The sequence below is a fragment of the Burkholderia pyrrocinia genome (assembly GCF_018417535.1).
Lineage (GTDB): Bacteria > Pseudomonadota > Gammaproteobacteria > Burkholderiales > Burkholderiaceae > Burkholderia > Burkholderia pyrrocinia_E.
Genome location: NZ_CP070978.1, coordinates 2,859,059 through 2,875,085, shown reverse-complemented (window position 1 = coordinate 2,875,085; position 16,027 = coordinate 2,859,059). Strand labels below are relative to the sequence as shown.

The 16,027-nt window shown below is 62.9% G+C and carries 12 protein-coding genes and 3 pseudogenes; 13 read left to right on the top strand and 2 right to left on the bottom strand.

Translation table 11 applies throughout. From position 1 onward, the window contains the following. Positions 1–327 precede the first annotated feature (327 nt). Positions 328–729, top strand: a complete 402-nt coding sequence (locus JYG32_RS30985) for a hypothetical protein (protein WP_213266135.1) — start codon at positions 328–330, stop codon at positions 727–729. 467 nt (positions 730–1,196) lie between these two features. Here the strand turns inward: JYG32_RS30985 and JYG32_RS30980 are convergent. Continuing rightward, positions 1,197–2,016, bottom strand: a pseudogene (locus JYG32_RS30980) (hypothetical protein); the annotation flags it as partial. Between the two features lie 9 nt (positions 2,017–2,025). Here JYG32_RS30980 and JYG32_RS39740 point away from each other — a divergent pair. The 12 genes and pseudogenes from JYG32_RS39740 to JYG32_RS30930 all read left to right on the top strand — a co-directional run. Next, a pseudogene (locus JYG32_RS39740) lies at positions 2,026–2,175 on the top strand (IS6 family transposase); the annotation flags it as partial. Positions 2,176–2,822: 647 nt separating this feature from the next. Further along, on the top strand, positions 2,823–4,067 hold the full coding sequence (locus tag JYG32_RS30975) for an acyl-CoA dehydrogenase family protein (protein ID WP_249744790.1): 1,245 nt from the start codon (positions 2,823–2,825) through the stop codon (positions 4,065–4,067). Between the two features lie 57 nt (positions 4,068–4,124). Beyond that, on the top strand, positions 4,125–4,622 hold the full coding sequence (locus tag JYG32_RS30970; protein WP_174378536.1) for a PhzA/PhzB family protein: 498 nt from the start codon (positions 4,125–4,127) through the stop codon (positions 4,620–4,622). A gap of 89 nt (positions 4,623–4,711) precedes the next feature. After that, positions 4,712–5,269, top strand: coding sequence for an isochorismatase family protein (locus JYG32_RS30965; RefSeq protein ID WP_283842732.1), 558 nt, complete (start codon positions 4,712–4,714; stop codon positions 5,267–5,269). Continuing rightward, complete coding sequence (locus tag JYG32_RS30960) at positions 5,266–7,197, top strand: anthranilate synthase family protein (RefSeq protein ID WP_213266133.1); 1,932 nt, start codon at positions 5,266–5,268, stop codon at positions 7,195–7,197. Before JYG32_RS30965 ends, JYG32_RS30960 begins: the two co-directional genes overlap by 4 nt. 44 nt (positions 7,198–7,241) lie before the next feature. Then, positions 7,242–8,450: a PhzF family phenazine biosynthesis protein gene (locus JYG32_RS30955; RefSeq protein ID WP_174378538.1), complete on the top strand. Its 1,209-nt coding sequence runs from the start codon at positions 7,242–7,244 to the stop codon at positions 8,448–8,450. Continuing rightward, positions 8,416–9,126, top strand: a complete 711-nt coding sequence (gene phzG, locus JYG32_RS30950; RefSeq protein WP_249744789.1) for a phenazine biosynthesis FMN-dependent oxidase PhzG — start codon at positions 8,416–8,418, stop codon at positions 9,124–9,126. The genes JYG32_RS30955 and phzG overlap by 35 nt, the downstream gene beginning before the upstream one ends. Positions 9,127–9,152: 26 nt before the next feature. After that, positions 9,153–9,992: an SAM-dependent methyltransferase gene (locus JYG32_RS30945; RefSeq protein WP_174378539.1), complete on the top strand. Its 840-nt coding sequence runs from the start codon at positions 9,153–9,155 to the stop codon at positions 9,990–9,992. Next, positions 9,989–11,032, top strand: coding sequence for an MDR family NADP-dependent oxidoreductase (locus JYG32_RS30940; RefSeq protein ID WP_213266132.1), 1,044 nt, complete (start codon positions 9,989–9,991; stop codon positions 11,030–11,032). The genes JYG32_RS30945 and JYG32_RS30940 overlap by 4 nt, the downstream gene beginning before the upstream one ends. A gap of 78 nt (positions 11,033–11,110) precedes the next feature. Beyond that, a complete protein-coding gene (locus JYG32_RS30935; RefSeq protein ID WP_174378541.1) occupies positions 11,111–12,520 on the top strand; it encodes a class II 3-deoxy-7-phosphoheptulonate synthase in 1,410 nt (469 codons plus the stop codon). A gap of 283 nt (positions 12,521–12,803) precedes the next feature. Further along, a pseudogene (locus tag JYG32_RS39190) lies at positions 12,804–13,052 on the top strand (IS110 family transposase); the annotation flags it as partial. A 257-nt stretch (positions 13,053–13,309) separates the two neighbouring features. Beyond that, the gene (locus JYG32_RS30930) at positions 13,310–13,534 is read left to right on the top strand and encodes a hypothetical protein (protein ID WP_213266131.1); all 225 of its coding nucleotides are present in this window, start codon (positions 13,310–13,312) and stop codon (positions 13,532–13,534) included. 244 nt (positions 13,535–13,778) lie between these two features. On the opposite strand, the gene JYG32_RS30925 is transcribed toward JYG32_RS30930, so the two are convergent. Further along, positions 13,779–15,713, bottom strand: coding sequence for a collagenase (locus JYG32_RS30925; protein ID WP_174378543.1), 1,935 nt, complete (start codon positions 15,711–15,713; stop codon positions 13,779–13,781). Positions 15,714–16,027: the final 314 nt, after the last annotated feature.

The window sequence follows — 16,027 nt, the reverse complement described above, 5'->3', positions numbered from 1 at the left end:
GTGATCTGCCGTTGGCGGGACGCCACTTCGAACGTCGGCAACGGGTCGATGCCGGGCGTCGACTTCGCGCGGAAGCGCATCGTTCGATGCCCGTCATGGACGGGACCGCACCGATAGACGCAAGAGTTGAGTTCGGGTCTCGGTCGAAACAGCGGCCGTCTGATCGTGGAGTAGTATTCCCCCATGTCCAGGTTATTGCTCGGCCTCTGCGGCCAACAGTCAACCCATCCGTGACGAGGGCGGCAAGCTCGTTAAAGGGTTTGGAAACTGCTTCAACGAGACGTGTGGTGGCGTCGGCCGTGGCGACGGCATTGATGGGAATGCATCATGTCAACCGAGTGGAAGCACCGCGTCAGACTGTTTATCCAGCGTTTCTGGCAGCCGACCAGTGCGTGCATGACCTGCATGCCGGGGAGCTGGGGCAATATCATGAGCCTTGCCCACTGGACTATTGCATTTCATACAGGTCTGCTTACCGGACTCCTGGCTGTACTTTTGACTTTCACGCCTGCGGCGAAACTCTACACGCATCGATACGGCAATGCGCTGGTCGTTGGCGCCCTGACAATGTTGGGCGACGCCTACTCGCACACGAGTCACTACCGTATCCCCTATGTCGAGCACATCGTGACGGGTGCAATTTCAGGTCTCTTGACGCTGGCGGCCTCATATCTCTTCGAAGACCGCGCGCGACGCCTTCGGGCGGTATGGGCTCGGGTTTTCGGATAGCTTATCCGCTGACTTTCTGAACCCACCGGGCCAAACGGAAAGAGGCTCCCCGGTGTGGCTACGCTTCATGATTGGGAGGCTGCGCATCGACAACGGGAGCTCGCGACCGTTACATGCCCCAGCGTCAGGGCGCGGTAGAGTCGAGATGTGGCGCGGTGGCGTTAGGTTCGGTTGTCTGTTGCCGCCCCTTTCGTGCTCAATCAAGCGGATAACGGTACTCGTTACGCATACGCACCTGATAGCGTTCGAAGCGCTCCTCGCCGATGCAGTCTCGATACTCTTTGCACGATCTGTTTCTCGGATTCTCAAGATTCGTGTATGACTGTGATGTATCGCGGTCCGGGCCCTGAGAGTGGACGATTCGACTTTACGCCGGCGTTCTATCGAGAAAATTGCGACAAGCCGGGGATCACATCTACTTTGAAAGCTGAATGTACGTCCCTTGACTCCGACGTGAAAAGCCTGCACTACGACACTGCCATTAATTGCTTCGATTCGCCGAATGAAAAGGCATGTGTAGCAGTGCTCGCGAAAGCCAAGGCAGAACGGGACGCAGATCTTCCTAAGTGGATGCGTTGCAACGCTGTCGGTGCGCCCACGTTCACCAGTCCGCACGCGCGCGAGCTGTCCGCTGCGCAGCATCTCCAGCTGGTCGGCCGGCTTCAGGCGATCGAGCGTTAGGCGATCGCGCAGCAGCGCCAACGGATGCCGGCCGAGCGTGAAACCCATCGCGCGATAGTCCGTCACGATCTCCGAGCCTTCGGACGCCTGCGGCAGTGCCGGCACCGCGTCATCGCGTTCGGTGCCGCGCAGTAGATCTCGATCAGGCACGGCAACTGCCGCGAGCCAAAGCGCTGCGCGTCGGTTGCCGCCGGCGAGTGAGCGAAGTGCGTTCGCGCGCGCGAGCACCTGCAGGTCGTGCCGATCAAGCCGCGCGCGGCGCGCGAGGTCCGCGACGTCGACGAATGGCCGCGCCGCGCGTGCGAGCTCGATGCGGCCGGCGACATCCTCGCGCATGCCGCGCAACAGCGAGAAGCCGAGGCGCACGGGCGCCGACGTCGTCGGTCCTTCGATCGCGGAATCCGACGTGCTCACGTTGACGTCGACGGGCAGCACCTCAACGCCGCGGCGTCGCGGCGTCGCGCGTCCTGCAGCAGCTGCGACGGCGTGTAAAAACCCATCGGCTGGCTGTTGAGCAGCGGCCAGAAATACGGCCGGCTCGTGTCGATGCAGCCACGCGCTCGAGTAGACGAGCAGCGCGAAGCTGGCCGCGTGGCTCTCCGGGAAGCGACGCGTCAACTGCAGCGATTCGCGTCAGTCCACGGCCAGGTTTCCAACCTGTTCATGGGCTGCCGTTATCACCGTGATGCGAAACGGAAACGCGTGGTCCGAGCCCAGGCGAGGGAGGCTTGGGAACAGGCATCGTGCGCCCGCTTGGCAGCGTAAGCGAATGGCTTGCGTGCTCACGTTGCCCTCTCTCGTCCATCTGCCGAATAACTGACAATACAGCTAGAGCCGCTTCGGGCATACCGAGAAGTCTTTTTTAAATAATATAAAAATCTATTTCATTCACTGTCTCATTAAGCCGAGCGAGGCACCACCCGTCAAGTTTGACAGGTGATAATTTATTAAGTTTATCCTACTGTTATCCGTGCTATATATGGTGCTCACAGGAATGCGAAAAATAATTGGGTGGAATTTACACCCCGTTGTGTCCAGAGGCACCGCGCTACTCTATCGTTCAGGCTTTGAACTGGAAATCGACGAGGCGGCTTGGTTTGCGAAGGAATTGACATCCCCGGTCACTTTAGAGAGATTGTAAGGAGTATTTATATTTTATGAAAGAAATGCGTATTTTTTGACTGATCAGACAAATCTGGATGCGGGCCTCATGGCTACTGGCGCACGATATTTTCCAATACCAAGTGCACCCACTAAAAGTGTCCGATCTCATTTGCGTAGATTTCCCGGTTAATTGGCATTTAAATTTTTCTCGCCCCTTATTGTTTTATATTTTTCAACAATAAAGATTATAAATTTATTGTGGAGATGCTGTGAGCACGATACTGACCTCCCAGTGGATGACTCGTGAAATGACAAATGAACGCACATTGCAGAAAGGGAATTCGGCCGGACATGATGCCATTGCGCTCGATGACTCGGTGGCCGAGCATGAGCAATTGATCGCGAAGGCGGCAGAAGTCGCCAGCGTGCTCGCGGAAGAATCGCGCGCTGCCGATACCGAGCGCCGCCTGTCCGAGCGTGCCGTCGCCGCCATTACCGAGGCGGGGCTGATGCGGCTCTTCACACCGCGCCGGCTCGGCGGCTACGAAGCGGGTCCCGCCACGCTGCTCGACGTCTGCTACGAGTTGGGGCGCGGCTGCTGCTCGGCGTCGTGGGTCACGAGCGTGCTCAACATGGGCAACTACATGATCGCCCACTTCCCCGAGAGCACGCAGGACGACGTGTGGGGCGGCAACCGCGACACGCGCACCGCGCTCATCATTGCGCCTTCGCGCGCCCAGGTCGAACGCGTCGACGGCGGTGTCGTGGTGACGGGAGAGTGGGCTTACGCATCCGGCAGCCTGCACGCCGAATGGATCGGCGCGCTGATCCCGAAAGGCGTCGATGCCGACGACGAGACGATCAACCTGGTCCTCATGCCGATGAGCGAGCTCGAAGTCCGAGACTCCTGGCATATCACGGGCATGCGCGGCACCGGCAGCAACACCGTCGTGGCGAACCGGCTGTTCATTCCGCGCCATCGCGTGACGCCTTACGCGCCGATCGTGCAGGGCCGGTCCCGCCTGCCGTCGGAACGGCACCGTCTATATAGCGGCGCGTTCTCGGGCTTGCTGTCGATCGGTCTGCTCGGACCGCAGCTCGGGGCGATCGTAAACGCGCTGGAACTCGTGCGCAATCAGGCTCACGAGCGCCGCGTCGCCTCGTCCACGTTCAAGAGCCAGGCTGTTTCGCCCGCGTTCCAGACCGATCTCGCCGAAGCGTCGATGATGATCGACGGCGCGCGGCTGCACGCCCGCCGCATCGTCGAAACGGTCGAACACCATGCACTGGCCGGCGTCCTGCCCGATGAAGTGACGCGTTCGCGCTTTCGGATGGAATCGACGCGCGTCACGCGCCTGTGCCGAGAGGCCATCGATCGCCTCATGACGGCCTACGGAAGCGCCGCCTTCATGGAATCCAATCCGCTGCAGTTGATCTGGCGCGATCTGAACGTGGCGAGCCGCCACGCGGGCTTCGGGATGGGCATTCCGCAACTCGTCTACGGTCGCGCGCTCGTAGGCCTCGATCCGCGCGAAATCAGCTACCTCGTGTAATCCCGTGCGGCTTCCCTGCTCCCGGCGGGGCGGTCCTCTTTGACTTCAGGAGCTTGCATGTCAGACGTCGAATCCCTCGAAAACCAGTCGGAAACTCACGCGCACGTCGCGGTCCGGCAGCACAACCGCAAGATCGTCGAGCAGTACATGCACACGCGTGGCGAAGCGCGGCTCAAGCGCCACCTGCTGTTCGCGGAAGATGGCGTCGGCGGTCTGTGGACTACCGACAGCGGCCAGCCGATCGTGATTCGCGGCCGCGAGAAGCTCGGCGAGCACGCCGTGTGGTCGCTGCAATGCTTCCCCGACTGGGTCTGGACCGACATCCAGATCTTCGAGACGCAAGACCCGAACTGGTTCTGGGTCGAGTGCCGCGGCGAAGGCGCGATTATTTTCCCCGGCTACCCCCAAGGCCATTACCGCAATCACTTCCTTCACTCGTTCCGCTTCGAAAACGGACTGATCAAGGAACAGCGCGAATTCATGAACCCTTGCGAGCAATTCCGTTCGTTGGGTATCGAGGTTCCCGAAGTGCGCCGGGATGGTCTACCGAGCTAACGCATACTCAATGGAGGAGACGAATGGCTGGTATTCCTTCGATTCAACCGTACGCGCTGCCCGATTCGAGCAGCCTGCCCGAGAACGTCGTGTCATGGCGTGTCGATCCATCGCGCGCGTTGCTGCTCATTCATGACATGCAGAACTATTTCCTTTCTCCGTTGCCGCCGACGCTGCGCGAGACGTTGACGACCAACGTCGCGTCGCTGCGCAAACGGTGCAAGCAGGCCGGCATTCCCGTCGCATACACGGCCCATCCCGGGCGCATGACGGAGAAGGAACGCGGTTTGCTGCGCGATTTTTGGGGGCCGGGCATGGAGACGAAGCCGGCCGATCGGGACGTCGCCGAGGCCGTCGGCCCGTCTCCGGAGGACTGGATGCTCACGAAGTGGCGCTACAGCGCATTTTTTCGCACCGGCCTGCGCGAGCGCATGCAGGAGAGCGGTCGCGATCAGCTGATGCTGTGTGGAGTCTACGCGCACATCGGCGTAATGATGTCGGCCGTCGATGCGTTCACGAACGACATTCAACCGTTCTTCGTCGCCGATGGCGTGGCGGATTTTTCCGAAGACCATCATCACCAGGCCCTGGAATACGTGGCCCGGCGCTGCGGCAAGGTGGTGAGCACCGAGGAGGCGCTGGCATGAACGCCGCTCCGAACCGCAACCTTTTCGATCGCGTCCAGAATGGACAAGCGCCGTGCTTCGCGTTGATCGCACGTTCGACGGGTAGCGCTGGGGAGCGCGCGACTATCGACGTCTTCGCCGGCGCGGTTTCCTATCCGTCCTCCCTGGCCGAGCTTCCGTTGGCCGCGCCGACGAAGGCGGGCGCGGACCGTCAGGAGCTGCTTGTGCTCGTGCCATACCGGCAGCTGCACGAGCGCGGCTTCAAAACACACGACGACGGCGCTCCGCTCGTCGCCATCACCTGCGACGAGCACGAAACGGTGTCCGCGCCGCTTGCGCTCGCTGCCATTCCCGATGTCGATACCGCGCTCGGCGATCGTCACTTCGATATCGACGACGAAACCTACGCCCAGATCGTCGAGCGCGTCATCACCGACGAGATCGGCACCGGCGCGGGCTCGAACTTCGTCATCAAGCGCACCCTCGAGGGCGATCTCGACGACTATTCGCCCGCCAAGGCGCTGGCGGTCTTCAAGCGTCTGATGCGCCGGGAAGTCGGCGCGTATTGGATCTTCGTGATTCATACCGGGGAGCGCACGTTCGTCGGCGCCACGCCGGAGCGCCACCTGACGCTGCATGAAGGCCGCGCGACGATGAACCCGATCAGCGGGACTTATCGATATCCGCAGAGCGGGCCGACGATCGACGGGATCAACGCTTTTCTCGGCGATCGCAAGGAATCCGACGAGCTGTACATGGTGCTCGACGAGGAGCTCAAGATGATGGCGCGCATCTGCCCGGCCGGTGGGCAGGTCACGGGGCCGCATTTGCGCGAGATGGCGCGGCTCGCCCACACCGAATATTTCATCGTCGGGCACACCGAGGCCGATGTCCGCGATTTGCTGCGCGAAACGATGTTTGCGCCGACGGTCACCGGCAGTCCGATCGAAAGCGCGACCCGCGTGATCGTGCGGCACGAGCAGGCCGGCCGCGGCTACTACAGCGGCATTGCAGCGCTGATCGGCCGCGATGCGCGCGGCAAGCGCACGCTCGACTCCGCCATCCTGATCCGCACCGCGGAGATCGACCGCGCCGGCCACGTTCGCATCGGCGTCGGCTCGACGCTCGTCCGGCATTCGGACGCGGCATCGGAAGTGATGGAGACGCATGCCAAGGTGGCCGCGCTATCGAACGCATTCGATCCGCCGGAAGCCGGCCCGGTGCTCGGACAGCATCCATCGGTGCAGGCGGCGCTGCGCGAGCGCAACAAAGGCATCGCGGACTTCTGGTTTCGGCCATATGGCGCGCGACAACGCGAGATGGCCGATGAGTTGGCTGAGTTAAGCGGCCGCCGCGCGCTCATCATCGACGCCGAAGATCACTTCACGGCGATGATCGCCCAGCAACTGTCGTCGCTCGGCCTCGCCACCGAAGTGCGCGGCGTTCACGACGCGGTGGACCTTGCGCGTTACGACATCGTCGTCATGGGGCCGGGCCCGGGAAACCCGAGCGACGTCGGCGATCCGCGCATCGCTCGCCTCTATACGTGGCTGCGGCATCTCATCGACGAGGGCAAGCCGTTCATGGCCGTCTGCCTGAGCCATCAGGTCCTGAACGCCATCCTCGGCATTCCGCTCGTGCGGCGCGAGGTGCCCAATCAGGGCATCCAGGTCGAGATCGATCTGTTCGGCCGGCGTGAGCGCGTGGGCTTTTACAACACGTATGTCGCGCGGACCGCAGGGGACGAAATGGAAATCGACGGCGTCGGCGCGCTGGCCATCAGCCGCGATCCGCGCACGGGCGAAGTGCATGCCTTGCGCGGTCCAACGTTCAGCTCGATGCAATTCCATGCCGAATCGGTCTTGACCGTCGATGGGCCGCGCATTCTCGGCGAAGCCATCACACACGCGATACGCCGCGAAAAACGCGCGACCGCGTTGACGGCCTGACGGCTCTTCACGCTTTTTATAGAACCCTATAGGACACGCGTTTCATGATTGTCGACATCGTTTGGTGGAACCTCGACGGTTCCGAGCAGAGCATCGAATCGCTGAGGGCGCGTGTGGACGACAGCACCCTCGCGCGCTGGTCGAACGTGCCGGGCATGCGCGAGAAGCATTGGATTGCCGACGAGGACAAGAATCGCTGGGGCGCTATCATGCTCTGGGATGGCGAGCGTCCGCCCGCGTATCTACTGCCGCCGAACGATGCGCAGACGCTGATCGGCCTGCCGGTTGCCGAGCGGCTGCGCTTCTCGGTGGAGGCAAGCGCCGCGAGCGGTGAGATCGCGGCGCGCATGCGCGCGCTCGAGCCGGCAGCAGCGCACACGAATACACACGCGGCGGCGCCGGTCCATGCGTCGCATCCCATCGACTACATCGTCGTTGACGCCTTCACGCGCACGCCGCTCGAAGGTAACCCGGTTGCCGTCTTCCTGATCGACGATCCGCTGCCGGCGGAGCGCATGCAGCGGATCGCCCGCGAAATGAATCTGTCGGAAGTGGTGTTCGTGATGCCGCCGAAGCAAGGCGGCGACGTGCACGTGCGCATCTTCACGCCGGTCAACGAGCTGCCGTTCGCGGGCCATCCGCTGCTGGGAACGGCCGTGGCGCTCAGGCACGTCAACGCGCAGGATCGCTTCGTGTTTGAGACGGGCATGGGGCTCGTGCCGTTCGATGTGCGATCCGATGCGCCCGGCGAGGCCTACGTCACCATGCAGCAGCCGATCCCGACGTGGACGCGCTTTGATCGGGCCGAGCGTCTGCTCGAAGCGCTCGGCGTAGAAGCGTCCGTGCTGCCCGTGGAGGCCTATCGAAACGGCCCGCGCCACGTGTTCGTTACGTTGCCCGACGCCTCCGCGCTTTCCGACGTGCATCCGGACCATCGCGCCTTGGCTGAGTTCGAGGATATGTCGGCCATGTGCCTGGCCCCCGCGGGCGACCACTGGCGCTGCCGGATGTTCTCGCCGGCCTACGGTGTCGTGGAGGATGCGGCGACGGGCTCCGCCGCCGGCCCCATCGCCATTCACCTTGCCCGCTACGGACTGATTCCGTGGGGCGAGCCGCTGCACATTCTCCAAGGCGTCGAGATCAAGCGTCCCTCGCACATGCATGCGCTGGTGGATGGCTCGGAGCACGGCATCGAGGCGGTCAAGGTCAGCGGTCACGGTGTCGTCGTCGCGCGCGGCCGCCTGGGCGTCTAGCGTCGCACCAGTCTTTTGCCTTTACGAAAACACTGCCATGAACACCAGTCGCTTCGAAAGCCTCACGGGACGCGTCGACGTCCTGTTCCCCGAATATGACGACCCGCCGTCCGAGCCGATCACGCTGCTCAAACGCTGGCTCGCGGCGGCCGATGTCGCCCGCGTCCGCGAGCCCAAGGCGCTCGCGCTCGCAACCGCCAAGTCCGACGGACGCATGTCTTCGCGCATCATCGCGTTCTCGTCAATCGACGACCGCGGCGTGATCTTCTGCACGCATTCGACGAGCCGCAAAGGACGCGAACTCTCGGAGACGGGCTGGGCCTCGGGCTTGCTGTATTGGCGCGAAACCGGGCAGCAGATCATGATTTCCGGCCAGGCGGTTCCGCTCGAAGAAAGCGAGAACGACAAGCTCTGGTTCGGGCGATCGGTGCCGATGCACGCGATGTCGAGCGCCTCGCACCAGAGCGACGAACTCGTCAACCGCGAAGCGCTGCTCGCGCACGCCGCCGAACTGCTCGCGCTCGGCGTCGCGTTGCCGCGGCCGCCGCGCTTCGTTGGCTATCGGCTCGAGCCTCACGAGATGGAATTCTGGGCCGCCAGCTCCGACCGGCTTCACCGGCGCCTCAGGTACGAACGCGAAGGCGACGTTTGGAAAACCACGCAACTCCAACCTTGATTCTTTTGCGGATAAGGAACCTGCCTGTGTCTACTCTCGATATTCCGGTTGGCGTCGGCCAAACCGCACTGTTCATTGCCTGGCAACGTCACGCCGAAAGCCAGCGCCCGGATGCCTTGTTTCATGATCCGTTTGCCGCCGCGCTGATCGAGCACCTGGCCGGCACGCCGACGCATGCGCACGTCACCGAAGTCGCGCGGCGCGCGAACTTTCCGCAATATTTCGTTGTCCGCACACGCTACTTCGACGATGCCATTCTCGCGAACCTGAGCCGCGGGATACGGCAGGTCGTCACGCTGGCCGCCGGCATGGACGGCCGCGTGGCGCGTCTGGCCTGTCCGTTCGGCACGCGCTGGTTCGAGCTCGATCTCGACGACATCATCGCCTTCAAGCGCGAGCTCATGAAGCAGTCCGAGTTGTCGCTGCAGTGCGATTGGCGGCCGCTCGTCGCCGATCTGACGTCGGATTGGGCGAGCCCGTTGCGCGCGGCCGGCTTCGATCCCGCCAAGCCCACGATCTGGCTCATCGAGGGGCTTCTGATGTATCTGCGCGACGCGGACTGCGATGCGCTGATCCGTCAAGTGGCCGACCTGTCGGCGCCGGGCAGCGCGCTCATGCTCGAGCATCTCGCCACGCGCATGATGAGCGACGAGGGCAAGGAGGCCCGTGCGCGCGTCGAATCGCAGGGCGCTCGTTGGCTCTCGTCCCGCGACGATGTTCGCGACTGGCTCGGCCGATACGGCTGGACAGCGACCGTGCATGCCTCGGACGACCCGGCGATTGCCTACGGCCGCAACGTCGCGCGCATCCCGGCAGGCTGGTTCGCCTCGTCGACGCGCACTGTACCCGGCGGGAGCGGATCATGAATCTGTCGATTTCAATGCGGCGCGAGGTGCGCTTGAAGGCGAGGCTCAAAGGCCTGCCGACACCGGACGATTTCGAAATCGTCACCGCCGTCTCGCCGGCGGCCGGCCCGCGAGACGTGCTGGTACGCAATCGCTATTTCCTGGTCTCGGCTTCCTTGCGCGCGATGATCAGCGAAGGCGCGGAAGACGTGCCCGGTGTGCCGTTTCCGTGTTTGTCGGCGGGTGACGTGCTGATGGGCGAAGCGCTCGGCGAGGTGGTGAAAGCGCCGGCCGGCAGCGATTTGTCGGCCGGCGACATCGTCACGCACTTCCACGGGTGGCGCGACTACGCGGTGGTGCCCGCATGGGGCTGTCAGCGCGTCGGCGAGGCGCTGCCGGAGCCCGCCGGCTATCTCGGCTACCTGGGGCACGGCTGGACCGCCTACGCGGCGCTGACGCGCGGCGTGCCGATCCGTTCGGGCGACACTGTGTTCGTAACGAGCGCGGCCGGCGCGATCGGCGCGATGGCCGGACAGATCGCGCGGCGGCTGGGAGCCGGGCGCGTGATCGGCAGCACGAGTTCGCGCGACAAGGCACGACGCCTGGTTTCCGAGCTTGGGTATGACGCCGCCGTTATACGTAGCAGCAGCACGCCGTTCGCGGAGCAATTGCTCGATGCGGCGCAGGGCGGCATCGACGTCCTGATCGATTCGGTCGGCGGCGAGCAATTGCAGGCGGCCGTCACGGCCGCGCGCGAAGGGGCGCGCTTCCTGATCCTCGGCGCGCTGTCGGGCCAGCTTGCCGCGGTGGGAACGGGTCGGACCGCGCCCGCCGAAATCGATACCGTTCAATTTCTCCTCAAGCGGATCACGATGCGGGGCTACAGCGCCGACGACAATCCGGAGGCGAAGGGCGAATGGTTCGAGCGTTTCGCTCAGTGGCTGCGCGCCGGCGAGATCGTGTTCCCGCATACGGTGATCGACGGCCTCGACGACGCGCCGAGCGCGTTGTGCGACACGTCCAGCGGACGTTATCTGGGCACGGTGCTCGTCAAGCTGTAGCGGTGCGGAGCGTGGGCGTCGCTTGCGTGCCAGGCGACATCCGTTCGATCGGCAGCATTTCAGTACGGGAGTGGAACTGTGGAAGGCAATCTCTCTTCGGCGCGTGTTGCCGGGAATTGGACGCCCGCTTCCTGGAAGACGAAGCCGGCGCTGCAGCAACCGGCTTATCGCGATGCGGCGGCGCTCGATCGCGCCCTGACACAGCTGCAGGCACTGCCGCCGCTCGTCGCCGCATGGGAAGTGCTGACGCTCAAACGCAAGCTCGCAGACGCTGCGGCGGGACGATGCTTCTTGCTGCAGGGCGGCGACTGCGCGGAAAGCTTCGCCGATTGCACGGCGCCGATCATCGCCAATCGGCTCAAAGTGCTGATGCAGATGAGCCTGGTGCTCATGCATGGCTTGATGCTGCCGGTGGTTCGGGTCGGCCGCTTTGCCGGCCAGTACGCCAAGCCGCGCTCGGCGGATACCGAAACGCGCGACGGCGTGACGCTGCCTTGCTACCGCGGCGACATTGTTAACGCCAGCGCTTTTACGAAAGAGGCGCGCGAGCCCGACCCGCAGCGCCTGCTCGAGGCGCATTCCAAATCTGCGCTGACGATGAATTTCGTGCGCGCGCTGAGCGACGCCGGTTTCGCCGATCTGCACCACCCCGAACATTGGGATCTGGCCTGGGCCTCGCATTCACCGCTTTATGACGAGTATCGCAAGATGACGCGCTCGATCGGCGAATCGCTGCGCTTCATGAAGGCTCTCGCGGGCGAGCCCTCCGGCAGCGATGCGAGAATCGATTTCTACACGTCGCATGAGGTCCTGCTGTTGAACTACGAAGAGGCAATGGCGCGGCAAGTGCCGCAGCATTGGGGCTGGTTCAACCTGTCGACGCATTTTCCGTGGATCGGTATGCGCACCGCGCAGCTGGATGGCGCGCATATCGAATACTGCTCCGGTATCCGCAACCCGATCGGCCTGAAAGTCGGGCCAGGGGTGAGCACCGACCAGTTGCTGCTCACGATCGACGCGCTGAACGCCACGAACGAGGCCGGCCGCTTGACGCTCATCACGCGCATGGGCGCGGCGAAGATCGAAGCGGAGTTGCCGAAGCATCTGCATGCCGTCAAGGCCGAGGGCCGGCGTGTCTTGTGGTGCTGCGATCCGATGCACGGCAACGGCGAAACGACCCCGGGCGGCGTGAAGACACGGCGCTTCGAGAACATCCACGCTGAGCTTGAGGCTGCCTTCGATATTCATGTCGCCTGCGGCACGCATCTGGGCGGCGTGCATCTGGAGCTGACCGGGGAGGACGTGACCGAATGCCTGGGCGGCGCGCGCAATCTGACTGAGGCCGATTTGGCACGCGCTTACAAGTCGACGGTCGATCCGAGGTTGAACTATGAGCAGTCGCTGGAGATCGCGATGCTGATTGTGCGCAAGTTGGGTATGACGCCGGTTGCCGAAATCGGCGCAAAGCGGCATCCGGCGTATGTGTAGCGTGGCGGTGTGCAACAATTCGGTCGGCTGATGGCGAGCGCTGCCGGGAAAGGCGGAGAAATTCCGAACCGTGTCAGGCGCGTTTGAATTGAGTATTCATCTTCGAACTAACCCTGCCTCGTTTTCACGTACAGCAACTCATGCGACGATCAAGCTAGTCAGTATGACTCCCGTGAGGCGAAGGCTGGCCTGCCGTGAGGAATCAAACGCGGGTTAGCATTGCTGTCAGAGCCGCACGGTGCGGACAGGGCCGCACCCGGCGATTTCCAGCGCGGAGGCCAGCATGGAACACGATAGCACTACGCTGTACGCCGGTCTCGATGTACACAAGGAATCAATCACCGTCGCGCATGCACCCGGCTCGGGTGAAGTCGAGCTACTGGGTAAGATCGGCACGACGCAGGCGGATGTCGATCGCCTGTTCAGGCGCCTTCAGTCGAAAGCGCGGCACATCTGCGCTGTCTACGAAGCGGGGCCGTGCGGTTACGGGCTTTACCGTCAGCTCGTACGGAAGGGATTCGGGTGCATGGTAGAGGGTCGGCCGGGATTCGTGAATATGCGATGCCTCGCATATTCACGATTAGGCACAGTTCCCGGTTATGCGCAGTTCGCCACGGGTTGAGTTCTGCGGTGACCGTGGAGTGCCGGGCAGAGCCGGCCGGCACCCGAAACGTCTTCGTATAATCGGAGCAAGCTTCCCCGATCGGCCATTCCGGCCGACGGGAGAAGCTCACGAACGACACACCGTCTCCGGTCGAAACCGCCGAAGGCGATGCCGCGCCGTGGCAGGTGCTGGATTTCGAGACGTGCGGCGCACGCACGCGCTACCCGGCCACCTTTCTCGTGACGCCGGGGGACGCGTTGACCGTGCGCCTGATCCACCAGCTCAGCCGGGTGCCGGACGAAGCGGCCCGGCAACTGCTCCGGGCGCTGACGACGTGCATCGAGTGCATCGCGCTCGGCCAGGCCGACGTCGAAGCCGTCGTGGCGGGCAAAACACGCTGGACAACATGATTTTCCCGGCGCTTTCCGGCAGCGGGGCCACGGTTCAAACCGGTGACTCGTATGGGAAATATTCCGACCGGAATTTCAGCTTCATCGTGATCGGTTCGATTAGCTGATCATCGATCAGGGCCATGCAGTTGCGATGGCCTTTCCACCGGGGCCGAGGGGGCATCGCCCCACTCGGCCAGGTCGAAGCTTGACGTCGAGCTGACATCAAGCGTTACTTTGCGCCGAGCGACTGCGGCGCGGCCGTTCAGCGCTTCGTCGGCACCGGCGGCTCGCCCGCCGTCGTCGCGTTGCGCGCCCAGTCGGCGAACTCACTGTCGTAGCGATTGCCGATGTACGCGACATAGTTCGCGTAACCGTCGTAATCGCCCGCACGGAAGCGCGACACGATCGTGTCGACGTCCGCGCGATGGCGCTCGAACATGAAGCGCGTCGCCATGTAGCCCCACCGGTAGGCGCGCGCAACATAGTCGCTCGACGAGTAAAGCGTGCCGAGCGTATCCGAGAACCGGTACGCGCCCGTGCGTGCCGCGTCGATCGACTCCTGGTTATCGTTCTTTCTCGACAGATATTCGGCGACGCCTTCGATCCACCAGACGGTCGGCTTCGCGGTGCTCGCCGTGAAGTCGCCGGCCATGTCGTAGCGGCCGTCGAGATAGTGCGTGAACTCGTGCTCGAGGTTCCAGACCTTGAACTCGGGCCGCAGCCACGATGCCTCGTGCGCGATGAAGCGCGCCTGGTTGCCGGGCGCGGACGGGTCGCCTTCGAGATACATGCCGCCGTTGTCGGTGCTGATGCCGTAGATCACCGACGCATACTTTCGGTAGTTCGCGTAGTCATCGAAGATGACGAGCTCGATCGTGTCGTTGCGATCGCCCGCGACCGGCTTGCGCCCGGTCTTCATCATCCGGTGGAAGTAATCGTCCTGCTGCGCGACCGCCGTGCAGACCGATTGCAGCTGCGGCATCGTCATGTCCTGCGCGAGAATGCGCACGCCCGCGTTGCACGCGTAGCGATGCGTGAGCACCGCGTCGGTCAGCTTCTTCTTGTAGTCGCACGTGCCATAGTCCGCGCAGTTGCCCGGGTCGCCGTAGTCGACCGCTTCCGCCGCCGCGAGCCAAAGATCGCTGTCCGCGCCCGTCATGCTCGTCGATGCGAGCATGTCCTGGATCATTTTCTTCACCCGCGGCTTCTGCTTCGGATAGCGGATGAAGCGAAACGTTTCGCGCGCCGCGTCGGCAAGCTGATAGGCGGCGCTCGTATTCGACAGGCTCGCGCGGTTCGCGGTGACGAAGCGGTTGAGCGTCTCCGGCAGCGTCGCGTCGCCGTCGAGCATCTGCTGCGCGCCGTTGCGCTGATGCGCATAGAAGAACACGGTGAGCAAGCCGGTGAAGCCGCCCGCCGCGCTGCGCTGCAGCAGCGGCGCCGCTGCCTGCGGATTCGTCGCGCTCACGGTGTACGATGCGACGCGGTTCTTCAGGGTCGGCAGATAGTACACCTCGTCCTTCATGTTCGTAATGAGCTTCATCAGCTCGTTCGCGGTGCTCGGCGCACGCGAATTGTCACGATAGAGCGCATCGCCCTCGAGGCTTTGCTTGATATACGGACGCAGCGACACCGCGAGGTTCGGGATCGGATCGGCAATGCCCGATACATCATATTGGTAATACGCGGAGCGCAGATAAATCAGCAAATTGACCAGAATCAAATTGCTCGCATCATAACGATAGATTTCCTGCACGAAACGGCTCGCAACAGCGTGCACGTTTTCCGCATTGAAAATCTGCGCGGCAAGTGTCTTGTCGACCGAGAACAGGCCATAATGGCATTCGTAATCGGGAAGATTCGCGATGTAATCGGCCAGAGCCGCGCCGTGATACTGGGTCATCGCCGACATGTCGTGGCAATCCGTGCCCCCTGCACTGCGTTTGCTGCGCTTGGCCTGCTGCTTGAGCTGCGAAGGCTTGGTCAGCGCCGCGCGATCCTGCTCGCTGAGCGGCAGGTTGTACTCGGCCTGCTCGGGCGAAACAGGCAGATTCTGCGGCACGCGAGGCATGCGCGCCTGCTTTTGCTGCGTCGCCTGCGTGTTGGCCGATGCCGTGCCGATCAGCCCAGCGAATACCGACAGCGCCACGGCGGCCGACCAGCGACGGGTTTTGCGAGACACCTCGCTCATTGGCATTTTAGTTGCCCTCAATTATTTTCGAGAACAAACGATATAACATTAAAGATTGAAAAGTCAATTTCAAGATATGGAAGTAGATAAATTCATATTGATTGAATTATTTGTCAATTAAAATCCATTAACGAAATAATTGAATCAATCGCCGCAATTGAGGATAAGATAACAAACAATTCGGCATGCGAATGATATGCGACGACGCTCGTTTCGTTTCGTCCGGCAGCGAGTCCGCCCGCGCGTCACCCGTCAAACGCCGCACGACCCGGCGATGGTTGTATCCTGCCCGTAAAGGGTCACGCGACGCGCATCCCCAT

Bases quoted from the DNA above. Each gene is read 5' to 3' on its own strand.
- JYG32_RS30985 (WP_213266135.1), top strand. From the start codon at position 328: ATGTCAACCGAGTGGAAGCACCGCGTCAGACTGTTTATCCAGCGTTTC.
- JYG32_RS30975 (WP_249744790.1), top strand. From the start codon at position 2,823: ATGACAAATGAACGCACATTGCAGAAAGGGAATTCGGCCGGACATGAT.
- JYG32_RS30970 (WP_174378536.1), top strand. From the start codon at position 4,125: ATGTCAGACGTCGAATCCCTCGAAAACCAGTCGGAAACTCACGCGCAC.
- JYG32_RS30960 (WP_213266133.1), top strand. From the start codon at position 5,266: ATGAACGCCGCTCCGAACCGCAACCTTTTCGATCGCGTCCAGAATGGA.
- JYG32_RS30955 (WP_174378538.1), top strand. From the start codon at position 7,242: ATGATTGTCGACATCGTTTGGTGGAACCTCGACGGTTCCGAGCAGAGC.
- JYG32_RS30940 (WP_213266132.1), top strand. From the start codon at position 9,989: ATGAATCTGTCGATTTCAATGCGGCGCGAGGTGCGCTTGAAGGCGAGG.
- JYG32_RS30925 (WP_174378543.1), bottom strand. From the start codon at position 15,713: ATGCCAATGAGCGAGGTGTCTCGCAAAACCCGTCGCTGGTCGGCCGCC.